General features: G+C 70.8%; 10 protein-coding genes. All 10 read left to right on the forward strand.

The genetic code is table 11. The features are described from left to right. Positions 1-80: 80 nt before the first annotated feature. Positions 81-3,041 carry a M14 family metallopeptidase gene (locus E2E34_RS10420; RefSeq protein ID WP_138901609.1) on the forward strand — a complete coding sequence of 987 codons (2,961 nt, stop codon included), beginning with the start codon at positions 81-83 and terminating at the stop codon, positions 3,039-3,041. A 221-nt stretch (positions 3,042-3,262) separates the two neighbouring features. Continuing rightward, positions 3,263-4,267, forward strand: coding sequence for a type I glyceraldehyde-3-phosphate dehydrogenase (gene gap / locus E2E34_RS10425; RefSeq protein ID WP_138901610.1), 1,005 nt, complete (start codon positions 3,263-3,265; stop codon positions 4,265-4,267). A 102-nt stretch (positions 4,268-4,369) separates the two neighbouring features. After that, positions 4,370-5,581, forward strand: a complete 1,212-nt coding sequence (locus E2E34_RS10430; RefSeq protein WP_138901611.1) for a phosphoglycerate kinase — start codon at positions 4,370-4,372, stop codon at positions 5,579-5,581. A 6-nt stretch (positions 5,582-5,587) separates the two neighbouring features. Continuing rightward, on the forward strand, positions 5,588-6,364 hold the full coding sequence (tpiA, locus tag E2E34_RS10435) for a triose-phosphate isomerase (protein ID WP_138901612.1): 777 nt from the start codon (positions 5,588-5,590) through the stop codon (positions 6,362-6,364). A 122-nt stretch (positions 6,365-6,486) separates the two neighbouring features. After that, positions 6,487-6,717: a preprotein translocase subunit SecG gene (gene secG, locus E2E34_RS10440; RefSeq protein ID WP_028813905.1), complete on the forward strand. Its 231-nt coding sequence runs from the start codon at positions 6,487-6,489 to the stop codon at positions 6,715-6,717. Between the two features lie 198 nt (positions 6,718-6,915). Next, positions 6,916-7,251: an RNA polymerase-binding protein RbpA gene (locus E2E34_RS10445; RefSeq protein WP_010352468.1), complete on the forward strand. Its 336-nt coding sequence runs from the start codon at positions 6,916-6,918 to the stop codon at positions 7,249-7,251. A gap of 111 nt (positions 7,252-7,362) precedes the next feature. Beyond that, complete coding sequence (locus E2E34_RS10450; protein WP_138901613.1) at positions 7,363-8,595, forward strand: MFS transporter; 1,233 nt, start codon at positions 7,363-7,365, stop codon at positions 8,593-8,595. Between the two features lie 58 nt (positions 8,596-8,653). After that, on the forward strand, positions 8,654-10,309 hold the full coding sequence (gene pgi / locus E2E34_RS10455; protein ID WP_138901615.1) for a glucose-6-phosphate isomerase: 1,656 nt from the start codon (positions 8,654-8,656) through the stop codon (positions 10,307-10,309). A gap of 24 nt (positions 10,310-10,333) precedes the next feature. Beyond that, the gene (locus E2E34_RS10460) at positions 10,334-10,843 is read left to right on the forward strand and encodes a PH domain-containing protein (RefSeq protein ID WP_138901614.1); all 510 of its coding nucleotides are present in this window, start codon (positions 10,334-10,336) and stop codon (positions 10,841-10,843) included. Beyond that, positions 10,840-12,381 carry a PH domain-containing protein gene (locus E2E34_RS10465; RefSeq protein WP_244315606.1) on the forward strand — a complete coding sequence of 514 codons (1,542 nt, stop codon included), beginning with the start codon at positions 10,840-10,842 and terminating at the stop codon, positions 12,379-12,381. Before E2E34_RS10460 ends, E2E34_RS10465 begins: the two co-directional genes overlap by 4 nt. Positions 12,382-12,499 lie beyond the last annotated feature (118 nt).

The following is a 12,499-nucleotide window of genomic DNA, read 5'->3' on the forward strand; positions in this document are numbered from 1 at the left end:
ACGCCCTATTGACATGACCATGGACTGTCATGAGCCTGTCGTCTGTTCACTGACGTGGCAGGCAACGGCAAGGGGGGCTCATGAGACGCAGAGCGAGATCGATCCTCGCAGCGGGCGCATTGCTCATCGGCGGCGTGACGGTGGCACCCGCCGCACAGGCCGAGGGGACACGAGGCGCCGGGACCGACGCGGGCGCGGACGCCGTCAAGGTGTTCAACGCCGACGTCACGAAGGAGCAGATTCCGCTGCTCCTCGCGGCCGGCCAGGACGCCCACGAGATGGGCGAACGCGCACCGGAGAAGGGCACCGCGCGCGTCGAGCTCTTCCTCACCGACGCCCAGGCCGCGGAACTGGCCGGCAAGGGCGTCAGGAACCTCACTGAGCGCAAGGTCTCGGCGAAGACGGAATCCCGCCTCGCCGCGGCCGGGGACGGCGTCTACCGCCCGTACAGCGGCAAGGGCAATCTCCAGGAGGAGATCGTCAGGACCGGCCAGGCGCACCCGGACCTCACCAAGGTCGTCTCCATCGGCAAGACCCTCCAGGGCAAGGACATCCTCGCCCTCAAGCTCACCAAGGGCGCGAAGAAGACCAAGGACGGCGCCAAGCCCTCCGTGCTGTACATGTCCAACCAGCACGCCCGTGAGTGGATCACCCCCGAGATGACCCGGCGGCTGATGCACCACTACCTGGACCGGTACGGCAAGGACCGCCGCGTCACCAGGATCGTGGACTCCACCGAGCTGTGGTTCGTGCTCTCCGCCAACCCGGACGGGTACGACTGGACCCACGACGCGGCCGGCGACCGCCTCTGGCGCAAGAACATGCGCGACATCGACGGGGACGGCAAGTACACCCCCGCCGACGGCGTCGACCTCAACCGCAACTTCGCCTACAAGTGGGGCTACGACAACGAGGGTTCGTCGCCGAATCCGGCCAGCGCCACCTACCGCGGCGCGTCCCCGATGTCCGAGCCCGAGACCCGGGTGCTCGACCGGTTCCAGAAGCGCATCGGATTCGAGTACGGCATCAACTACCACTCCGCCGCCGAACTGATCCTCTACGGAGTCGGCTGGCAGGTCGCCACGCCCACCCCGGACGACGTGCTCTACAAGGCGCTCGCGGGAACGCCCGAGAAGCCCGCCGTTCCCGGGTACCACCCGCAGGTCTCCTCCGAGCTCTACACCACCAACGGCGAGGCCGACGGACACGCCGCCAACGTCAACGGCACGATGATGTTCACCCCCGAGATGACCACCTGCCAGACGGCGTCGAACATCGACCCCGACGACCGGTGGAAGCCCGAGGACTGCCAGTCCGGGTTCAACTTCCCCGACGACGAGAAGCTGATCCAGGCGGAGTTCGCCAAGAACGTTCCCTTCGCGCTGTCCGTGGCCGAGACCGCCGCGCACCCCGACCGGCCGTCCTCGGCCGTCGGCATGGACGCCCCCGACTTCACCCCCGACACCTTCAAGACCTCCTACGCGCGGGGCGGTGACCAGGAGGTCGCCGTGACGGCCCGCAGGTCCGTACGCGACAAGGAGCTCAACTACCGGATCAACGGCAGCCGTACGCACGACGAGGACCTGAAGCGCTGGAAGGGCGGTGAGACGTACGGAGGTGAGGACAACCTCTGGTTCGACGAGTACCGCGCCGAGGTCGAGGACGCCGAACCGGGCGACACGGTGGAGGTGTGGTTCACCGGACGCACCAAGGCCGGCAAGCGCACCGCCAGTGAGCACTTCACGTACACCGTCGCGGAGCGCTCCCGGGCGGACACCCTGGTGATCGCCGAAGAGGGCGCCCCCGCGCAGCACGCCCAGAAGTACGTGGACGCGCTCCGGGCGAACGGCCGCGCCGCCGTCGTCTGGGACGTCGCCGCCCAGGGCGCGCCGCACGCGCTCGGCGTCCTCTCCCACTTCCGCACCGCGGTCCACTACACCGGCGCCAAGGCGCCCACCGGCCCCACCCAGCTGGCCGTACGGGCGTTCCTGAACGAGGGCGGCAAACTGGTCGAGGCCGGTGAACTGGCGGGCGGCAACGCGGTGGTCGGCCCGGCGATCACGAACGACTTCAGCCAGTACTACCTCGGCGCCTACGGCCGCGCGAACGCCGCCGGAGCCACCGGGTTCACCGGCACGGGAACGCTCACGGGAACGGACGCCCCGCTCATCGGAGCGCCCGGCAATCCGCTGGACGCGGCCGGCGCGTACACCGTCACCTCCGACACGCTGCCGGCGGATCGGTTCCCGCAGTTCCGGAGCGCGCACGCGGGCCGGTTCACGGGCGTCGTCAATCCGTACGCCCCGTACGCGGGCCAGTGGATGGCCGCCGCCGCGCACGAGGACGGCGACTGGAAGCGCCTCTCCCGTACGGTCGACCTCACCGGCGTGAGCGCCGCGGACAAGCCGCAGCTGCGGCTCGCCCTCAACTGGAACACCGAGACCGCGTACGACCACGCGGTCCTGGAGGCGCACACGGAGGGCGCCGACGACTGGACGACGCTCCCCGAGGCGGGCGGCGCCACCACGAACGCCGTCCCGGCCGAGTGCGACCAGGGCTACTTCATCAACGGCCACCCCTTCCTGCGCCACTACCTCACCCTGGAGGCGGGCGGCTGCAAGGCGACCGGAACCAGCGGCGCCTGGAACAGCTTCACCGGATCGTCCGGCGGCTGGAAGCAGGTCGCCTTCGACCTGAGCCCCTACGCGGGCAAGAAGGTCGAGCTGGCGCTCAGCTCCATCACCGACCCGGGCAGCGGCGGCCGCGGCGTCTTCGCCGACGACGCGCGGCTGACCGTCGCGGGCGCGGACAAGGAGAGCGAGGGCTTCGAGACGTCGCTCGGCGCCTGGACGGTCCCCGGGTCCCCGGCCGGGACTCCCGCCGTCGGCGGCGACTGGGCCCGCTCGGGCGAGCTGTTCAAGTCCTACGCGGCGGTCACTACCCGTGACACCGTCCTCTTCGGCTTCGGCCTGGAGCACGTGCCGGGTGCCGCGGAGCGGGCGGCGCTTCTCGGGAAGGCGCTGAGTTCCCTGCGGCGCTGACCCCGGCGCCGGCCTTCCGCTGACTGTGCGTAGCCGCTTCCGGAAGACCGCAGGTCCCGGCGGCCCGTATCCCTACTGGGGAGTACGGGCCGCCGGGCCATGTCGGCGCCCGTTCGATGTCACTCACAGCGCCCCGTAGAGGTAGGGTCGGAAGCGGTCGGGGACATCCCATACATCTCGCCGGCGTCGAAACCCGGCGTACCAACGAGGAGATCGGTTTCGTGACGATCCGCGTAGGCATCAACGGCTTCGGCCGCATCGGCCGCAACTACTTCCGGGCGCTGCTGGAGCAGGGTGCGGACATCGAGATCGTGGCTGTCAACGACCTGGGTGACACTGCGACCACGGCGCACCTCCTGAAGTACGACACCATCCTCGGCCGCCTGAAGGCCGAGGTCTCGCACACGGCGGACACCATCACCGTCGACGACCACACCATCAAGGTGCTGTCCGAGCGCAACCCGGCGGACATCCCCTGGGGCGAGCTCGGCGTCGACATCGTGATCGAGTCCACCGGCATCTTCACCAAGAAGGCGGATGCCGAGAAGCACCTCGCCGGTGGCGCGAAGAAGGTCCTCATCTCGGCTCCGGCCAAGAACGAGGACATCACCATCGTGATGGGCGTCAACCAGGACAAGTACGACGCGGCCAACCACCACGTCATCTCCAACGCCTCCTGCACCACGAACTGCGTGGCGCCGATGGCCAAGGTTCTCGACGAGAACTTCGGCATCGTCAAGGGCCTGATGACGACGGTGCACGCGTACACCAACGATCAGCGCATCCTGGACTTCCCGCACTCCGACCTGCGTCGCGCCCGCGCCGCCGCCGAGAACATCATCCCGACCACCACGGGTGCCGCCAAGGCCACCGCGCTGGTCCTGCCCCAGCTCAAGGGCAAGCTCGACGGCATCGCGATGCGCGTCCCGGTCCCGACCGGCTCCGTCACCGACCTGGTCATCACGCTGGAGCGCGAGGTCACCAAGGACGAGATCAACGCCGCCTTCCAGAAGGCCGCGGAGGGCGAGCTCAAGGGCATCGTCGAGTACACCGTCGACCCGATCGTGTCCTCCGACATCGTCAACGAGCCGGCTTCCTGCACCTTCGACTCGTCACTGACCATGGCCGAGGGCACTCAGGTCAAGGTCATCGGCTGGTACGACAATGAGTGGGGCTACTCCAACCGACTCGTCGACCTCACGGTCTTCGTCGGCGGCCAGCTCTGATCCGTACGGCAGGCACCTCGATGTGAGTACAGGGCCCGGCAGCGCAACGCGGCGCTGCCCGGGCCCTGTCATGTGTCTTGTCTCCCAAGGAGTCCAGTAAAGATGAAGACGATCGACGAACTTCTCGCCGAAGGGGTCGCGGGCAAGCGGGTATTCGTCCGCGCCGACCTCAACGTGCCGCTCGAAGGCACGACCATCACCGACGACGGCCGCATCCGCGCCGTCCAGCCGACGATCGAGAAGCTCGCCGAGGCGGGCGCCCGGGTCGTCGTCGCCTCGCACCTGGGCCGCCCCAAGGGCGCCCCGGACCCGGCCTTCTCGCTCGCCCCGGCCGCGGCGCGCCTCGGTGAACTCCTCAAGACCGACGTCGCCTTCGCGACCGACACGGTCGGCGAGTCCGCCAAGGCCGTCGTCGCGGGCCTCGCCGACGGCCAGGTCGCCGTCGTCGAGAACCTCCGCTTCAACGCCGGCGAGACCTCGAAGGACGACGCCGAGCGCGGCGCCTTCGCGGACCAGCTGGCCGAGCTCGCCGACGTGTACGTCGGCGACGGCTTCGGCGCGGTGCACCGCAAGCACGCGTCGGTCTTCGACCTCCCGGCGCGCCTGCCGCACGTCGCGGGCGGCCTCATCGCCACCGAGGTCGGCGTCCTGAAGAAGCTCACCGAGGACGTGCGGCGGCCGTACGCCGTGGTCCTCGGCGGCGCCAAGGTCTCCGACAAGCTCGGCGTGATCGACCACCTGCTGGAGAAGGCCGACCGCATCCTGGTCGGCGGCGGCATGGCGTACACCTTCCTCAAGGCCCAGGGCCACGAGGTCGGCATCTCGCTGCTCCAGGAGGACCAGATCCCGACGGTCCTGGAGTACCTGGAGCGCGCCGAGGCCAAGGGCGTGGAGTTCGTCCTCCCCGTCGACGTACTGGTCTCGCCGGAGTTCCCGGACCTCAAGACGAAGGCTCCGGCCCATCCGACGACGGTCGCCGCGGACGCCATCCCGGCCGACCAGGAGGGTCTGGACATCGGTCCCGAGACCCGCAAACTGTACGCATCGAAGCTCGCCGACGCGGCCACCGTTTTCTGGAACGGTCCGATGGGCGTCTTCGAGCACCCCGACTACGCCGAGGGCACCAAGGCGGTTGCCCAGGCCCTCGTCGACAGCCCCGCTTTCACGGTGGTCGGTGGTGGCGACTCCGCCGCCGCCGTCCGCATCCTGGGCTTCGACGAGAACGCATTCGGCCACATCTCGACCGGTGGCGGCGCCAGCCTCGAATACCTCGAGGGCAAGACGCTTCCCGGCCTCGCCGCACTGGAGGACTGACCCAGCATGACCACGCGCACCCCGCTGATGGCGGGCAACTGGAAGATGAACCTCAACCACCTCGAGGCCATCGCGCACGTCCAGAAGCTCGCCTTCGCGCTCGCCGACAAGGACTACGACGCCGTAGAGGTCGCGGTCCTTCCCCCGTTCACGGACCTGCGCTCTGTGCAGACGCTGGTGGACGGCGACAGGCTCAAGATCAAGTACGGCGCCCAGGACATCTCGGCGCACGAGTCCGGTGCTTACACCGGTGAGATCTCGGGCGCGATGCTCGCCAAGCTCAAGTGCACGTACGTGGCCGTCGGGCACTCCGAGCGCCGGCAGTACCACAACGAGAGCGACGAGCTCTGCAACGCCAAGGTGAAGGCCGCGTACCAGAACGGCCTGACCCCGATCCTGTGCGTCGGCGAGGGCCTGGACGTCCGCAAGGCCGGCAACCAGGTCGCCCACACGCTCGCGCAGCTCGACGGCGGCCTGAGGGACGTCCCGGCCGAGCAGGCCGAGTCCATCGTGATCGCGTACGAGCCGGTGTGGGCCATCGGCACCGGCGAGGTCGCCACACCCGAGGACGCGCAGGAGGTCTGCGGAGCGATCCGCGGCCGTCTCGCCGAGCTGTACTCGCAGGAGCTGGCCGACAAGGTCCGCATCCAGTACGGCGGCTCGGTCAAGTCCGGAAACGTCGCCGCGATCATGGCGCAGCCGGATGTCGACGGGGCCCTGGTGGGCGGCGCGGCGCTGGACTCGGACGAGTTCGTCAAGATCGTCCGGTTCCGCGACCAGTGAGTAGGCCGTAGGGCCGATCCGTCGTACCCTGGCGGGGGCCGTGGCGGCTGTGCAGCAGCCGTCCGGCCCTCGTCGTCCGTCTCCGAAGTCCGAAGTCCGAGGAAGTTGGTCCAGCCGTGGTTATGGGGTTCTCGATCGCCCTGATCGTATTCAGCCTGCTGCTGATGCTGCTGGTTCTGATGCACAAGGGAAAGGGCGGCGGTCTCTCCGACATGTTCGGTGGCGGCATGCAGTCGTCGGTCGGTGGGTCCTCGGTCGCCGAGCGCAACCTCGACCGCATCACCGTCGTGGTGGGTCTGATGTGGTTCGCCTGCATCATCGTGCTCGGACTGCTGATGAAGCTGGACAGCTGAACCGTCGTCCGGTACGGAGACGGGAGCGCGGCCTATCATGGGATCCGCGGCTCGCGTCGGCGGGGGTGCAACTCCGGTCACTGGACGCGCGTTGAGCCCTACGTAGACTGGGGCGCTCGCAGCTGAGCTGTTCGACGACTCCGCGGCGGTAGCCGCTGATTGATGCCGTGCAGCACCATCACGCAGGGAGTTACGACCGTGGCAAGTGGCAACGCGATCCGGGGAAGCCGGGTCGGAGCGGGGCCGATGGGCGAGGCTGAGCGCGGCGAGTCCGCGCCCCGTCTCCGCATCTCCTTCTGGTGCTCGAACGGGCACGAGACGCAGCCGAGCTTCGCCAGTGACGCTCAGGTCCCGGACACCTGGGACTGCCCGCGCTGCGGGTTCCCGGCCGGCCAGGACCGGGACAACCCGCCGGCACCGCCCCGCACCGAGCCGTACAAGACGCATCTCGCGTACGTGCGCGAGCGGCGCAGCGACGCGGACGGCGAGGCGATCCTCGCCGAGGCGCTCGCGAAACTGCGGGGCGAGATCTAGGCATCGTGATCCGGCCGGACACCTTCAGGTGTCCGGCCGGGCCGCTTTCCCCGCCCGATTGTCAGTGGCAACCCCTACGGTTCTCCAAGCAGGTCAACCGTAGGGGGAGTTGTGACGACGAGCGACACCGCGGCGGCGGAGCCGGCCGCGACGGAGAGCCGGGCACCGGCCTGGCGCGGCGGATTCGGCCGGCTGTGGACGGCGGCCGTCGTCTCGAAGTTCGGCGACTCACTGCGCGCCGCCGCGCTGCCGCTGCTGGCCGCCTCGCTGACGTCGGACCCCGTCCTGGTGGCGTTGGTGACGGCGTGCGGATATCTGCCGTGGCTGCTGTTCGGGCTGCTCGGCGGCGCGGTCGCCGACCGCGTGGACCAGCGGCGGGCGATGTGGACCGTGGATCTGGTGCGGGCCGCCCTGATGGCCGCTTTCGCGGCCGCCGTCGCCCTCGGCCACGCCTCGATCGCGTTGCTGATCGCGCTCGCCTTCGCTCTCACCACCCTCCAGACCCTGTTCGACAACGCGGCCACGGCGCTGCTGCCCGCCGTGGTGCCCAGGGCCGCGCTGGGCAGCGCCAACGCCAGGCTGCTGACCGGGCAGCAGATCGCCGGCGGTTTCCTGGCCGCGCCGCTGGTGCCGGTGCTCCTGGTGGCCGGGGCGGCCGCGCCGTACGCCGTCGACGCCGCGACGTACGTCCTGGGGGCGGTGCTGATCGCCTCCGTGCGGACGGGCGCGCCGGAGCGCGCGCCGAGACCCGCCGGTGCCACGCTGCGCGGGGACATCGCCGAGGGGATGCGGGCGCTGTGGCGCGACCGGGTCCTGCGCGGGCTCTGCGTGGCCACGACCCTGTGCAACATCGGCATGGCCGCGCTGATCGCCACGCTGGTCCTGCACGTCACCGGCTGGCTCGACGGCGGACACGGCGGTTACGCGGCGGCCGTCACGGCGTACGGCGTGGGCAGTGTGGCGGGCGGCGTCCTCGCGGGACGCCTCACCGCGCGCACCGGGCGGGTGCGCGCCGTCCTCGCCGCGGGCACCGTGCAGGCCGGCTGCCTGGCCGTGATGGGACTGGTCCACTCGTTGTGGGTGACGGTCGCGGCGATGGCGGTGTTCGGATTCATGGGACTGGTGTGGAACAGCCAGCAAGTGACGCTGATGCAGGAACGCAGCCCCGAGGCGATGCTGGGGAGGATCGGATCGGCGTTCCGCACGCTCGCGATCGCCGGCGCGCCGCTCGGCGCGCTGCTCGGCGGCGCGGCGGCGTCCGCCTGGGGACTGAACACCCCCGCTCTGCTGGCGGCCGGGCTCTTCGCGGCGGCCATAGCATCGCTCGCCGCTCTGATCAATTAGGTTGGAGGAGCAGCGGGGCATGCACGCAGGTACGAGAAGAAGTGGGCTGATGTCCGAGATGAACGCAGAAAGCCGTACCAGGCTCAACCAGATGCCCGAGTGGGCCGCTCTCGCGAAGCACCGTGAGCAGCTGGGACAGACGCATCTGCGCGAACTGTTCGCCGCCGATCCGGAGCGGGGCACCGGGTACACCCTCAAGGTCGGTGACCTCTATCTCGACTACTCCAAGCACCTGGTGACGGACGAGACGCTGGGGCTGCTGCGCGAACTGGCCGGGGCGGCCGGGGTCGCGGAGCTGCGGGACGCCATGTTCCGCGGCGAGAAGATCAACACCACCGAGGACCGCGCGGTGCTGCACACCGCACTGCGCGCCCCGCGCGACACGGTGACCGAGGTCGACGGCGAGGACGTCGTCCCCGCCGTCCACGCGGTGCTCGACAAGATGTCCGCCTTCGCCGAGCGGGTCAGGTCGGGGGAGTGGACCGGCCACACCGGCAAGCGCATCAAGAACGTCGTCAACGTCGGCATCGGCGGCTCCGACCTGGGGCCCGCCATGGCGTACGAGGCGCTGCGCTCCTTCACCGACCGGGACCTGACGGTCCGTTTCGTGTCGAACGTCGACGGAGCCGACCTGCACGAGGCCGTGCGCGACCTGGACGCGGCCGAGACGCTGTTCATCATCGCGTCCAAGACCTTCACGACGATCGAGACCATCACCAACGCCACGTCGGCCCGCGACTGGCTGCTGACGAACCTGCGGGCGGACGCCGACGCCGTCGCCAAGCACTTCGTGGCGCTGTCCACCAACGCCGAGAAGGTCGCCGACTTCGGCATCGACACCGCCAACATGTTCGAGTTCTGGGACTGGGTCGGCGGACGCTACTCGATGGACTCGGCCATCGGCCTGTCGCTGATGATCGCCATCGGCCCGGACCGCTTCCGCGAGCTGCTCGACGGCTTCCATCTCGTCGACGAGCACTTCCGCACCGCGCCCGCCGAGGAGAACGCGCCGCTGCTGCTCGGGCTGCTGGGCGTCTGGTACGGGGCGTTCTTCGACGCGCAGGCCCACGCCGTCCTCCCGTACAGCCACTACCTGTCGAAGTTCACGGCGTACCTCCAGCAGCTCGACATGGAGTCCAACGGCAAGTCGGTGGACCGCGCGGGCAACCCGGTCGACTGGCAGACCGGGCCCGTCGTGTGGGGCACGCCCGGCACCAACGGACAGCACGCGTACTACCAGTTGCTGCACCAGGGCACGAAGATGATCCCGGCGGACTTCATCGGCTTCGCCAGGCCGGTCGCCGAGCTGCCGCCGGGCCTGGAGGCCCAGCACGACCTGCTCATGGCGAACTTCTTCGCCCAGACGCAGGCGCTGGCGTTCGGCAGGACGCCCGAGGAGGTGCGGGCGGAAGGGGTCCCCGAGGAACTGGTGCCGCACAAGACGTTCCGCGGCAACCACCCCACCACGACGATCCTCGCGGACGACCTGACCCCGTCCGTCCTGGGCCAGCTGATCGCCCTGTACGAGCACAAGGTGTTCGTACAGGGCGCCGTCTGGAACATCGACTCGTTCGACCAGTGGGGCGTCGAGCTGGGCAAGGTCCTGGCCAAGAAGATCGAGCCGGTGCTGACCGGCGACGGCACGGGCGCCGAGCAGCTGGACAGCTCGACGGCGACGCTCGCCGCCACCTACCGGACGCTGCGCGGTCGCTGACCGACCGAGGGGGGAGTCCGGCCGATGACCGGTACCGGGTCCGGGGGGACTGTGCGGCTCCGACCGCCGCATCACACGCTCGACCGGCGGGTCGTCGGCTGGTGGCGGACCCAGTGCCTGCTGCTCACGACGGGGCCGGTGGCCGTCCTTGGCGTGCTGGGCGCGTTCCTCGCGCCTGCACGCCTGTGGCTGCTGCCGGCCGCCGGAGCCCTCGCGGTGCTCGGCACGGCCGCGTCGGTGTTCCTGCCGCTGTGGTGGTTCCGGGTGCACCGATGGGAGGTCACGGACGACGCGGTGTACGTGCGAACCGGCTTCTTCTGGCAGGAGTGGCGGATCGCGCCGATGTCGCGGATCCAGACCGTGGACACCGTGCGCGGACCGCTGGAGCAGACGTTCGGGCTGGCCACGGTCATCGTCACCACCGCGTCGTCCAAGGGCGCGCTGAAGATCGAGGGGCTCGACCACGCGCTCGCCGCGGAGCTGGCCGAGCGGCTGACCGTGATCACGGGGGCCACGCCCGGGGACGCCACGTGAGCCTCCCGGGCAGCGAGGAGCGGCCGGCCGGCGGCGACGGCTGGCGGCGGCTCGCCCCCCGTACCGTCCTCGTCGCCGCGCTGGTCATGGCCGGCATCGCGACGGGTGCGGGGGCGCCGGTGTTCGTCGGCCTGGCCGCCGGCCGACCGCTGTGGCAGGCGTGCGCCTGGGTGCTGGGCGGGGCCGCGCTGCTGATCGCGGGCGGCTCCGCGCTCGACTTCGTACGGTGGCGCAGGACGAAGTACCGCGTCGGCGCCGAACGGGTCGAGCTGCGCACGGGGCTGCTGCTGGTCAAGCGCCGCTCGCTGGCACGTGAGCGCGTCCGCAGCGTCGACCTGACGGCGAACGTGATGCTGCGGGTCCTCGGTCTGGTGAAGGTCCGCATCGGCACCGGCGAGAACACCGGCGCCGCCGAGTCCACCCTCGAACTCGACCCCGTCACGCGCGAGGAGGGCGAACGGCTGCGCAGGGAGTTGCTGGAGCGGCGGGCGGCGGGCGGCGCGGAAGCCGGCTCGCACCGTGAGGGGGAACTGGCGGTCCTCGACCCGGCCTGGATCCGCTACGCCCCGGTGTCGTTCGTCGCCCCGGCGCTCGGTGGCGCCGCGGTGGGCGGACTGATGCAGGTCAGCGAATGGTTCGGCGCGCGCGGGAAGCTGATCGGCTGGGTGCGGGACCGGTTCCAGGACACGCCGGTCCTGTGGATCGTCGTGGTGCTGGTCGCGGGAGCGTGTGCGGCGGGCGTCCTGGGGGCGCTCGGCCTGTGGGTCGAGATGTGGTGGAACTACCGGCTGGAGCGGGAGCCGGGCGGCACGCTGCGGGTCCGTCGCGGCCTGTTCACCACGCGGTCGGTATCCGTCGAGGAGCGCAGGCTGCGGGGGGTGGAGCTGGTCGAGCCCCTGGGTGTGCGGACGTTGGGCGCGGCGCGGGTGGACGCGGTCGCCACGGGGCTGACGGCGGGTGAGGACAGCGGTCACGCCGACCACCGGACGCTGCTGCCCGCCGCGCCCCGGGCCACGGCCGAGGCGGTGGCGGCGCACGTCCTGCGCGAGGCCGAGTCGCCGACGCGTGCGACCCGGCTGACGCCGCACCCCCCGGCCGCGCGCACGCGCCGGCTGCGCTGGGCGGTGGGCGCGGCCCTCGCTCCGGTGCTCGTGCTGGGCGTCCTCGGAGCGCTGCTGACCGACGTGCTGCTGTACGCCGCCGGGGCGTGCGCGGTCGTGCTGCTGCCGGCGGCGGTGCTCCTGGCGCGCGACGCCTACCGGAGCCTGGGGCACGGCGTGGGCGGCGACTACCTGGTGGCGCGGTCGGGGACGGTGCGGCGTACGACGGTCGCGCTGCGGCGGGGCGGCGTGATCGGCTGGACGGTCAAGCAGTCCGTCTTCCAGCGACGGGCCGGGCTGGTCACGCTGACCGCGACCACTGCGGCGGGCGCGGGGGCGTACTCGGTGTACGACGCCGCCGAAGGGGAGGGGCTCGCCTTCGCCGACGAGGCGGTGCCGGGGCTGCTGGCCCCGTTCCTGGACCGGCCCGGCGACTGACTCACCCGGGCGCGCCTGCGTGGCGGGCCGCCGGTTTCCCCCTGCGCGCCTCAGCCGGGGCCACCGGCTTGATGCGCCGCCCTGCCGGGGGCTTTCCCCACCCCGCCCCTTCCCGAAC

The organism is Streptomyces albidochromogenes (genome assembly GCF_005981925.1).
Lineage (GTDB): Bacteria > Actinomycetota > Actinomycetes > Streptomycetales > Streptomycetaceae > Streptomyces > Streptomyces albidochromogenes.

Bases quoted from the DNA above. Each gene is read 5' to 3' on its own strand.
- E2E34_RS10420 (WP_138901609.1), top strand. From the start codon at position 81: ATGAGACGCAGAGCGAGATCGATCCTCGCAGCGGGCGCATTGCTCATC.
- E2E34_RS10430 (WP_138901611.1), top strand. From the start codon at position 4,370: ATGAAGACGATCGACGAACTTCTCGCCGAAGGGGTCGCGGGCAAGCGG.
- tpiA (WP_138901612.1), top strand. From the start codon at position 5,588: ATGACCACGCGCACCCCGCTGATGGCGGGCAACTGGAAGATGAACCTC.
- secG (WP_028813905.1), top strand. From the start codon at position 6,487: ATGGGGTTCTCGATCGCCCTGATCGTATTCAGCCTGCTGCTGATGCTG.
- pgi (WP_138901615.1), top strand. From the start codon at position 8,654: ATGAACGCAGAAAGCCGTACCAGGCTCAACCAGATGCCCGAGTGGGCC.
- E2E34_RS10460 (WP_138901614.1), top strand. From the start codon at position 10,334: ATGACCGGTACCGGGTCCGGGGGGACTGTGCGGCTCCGACCGCCGCAT.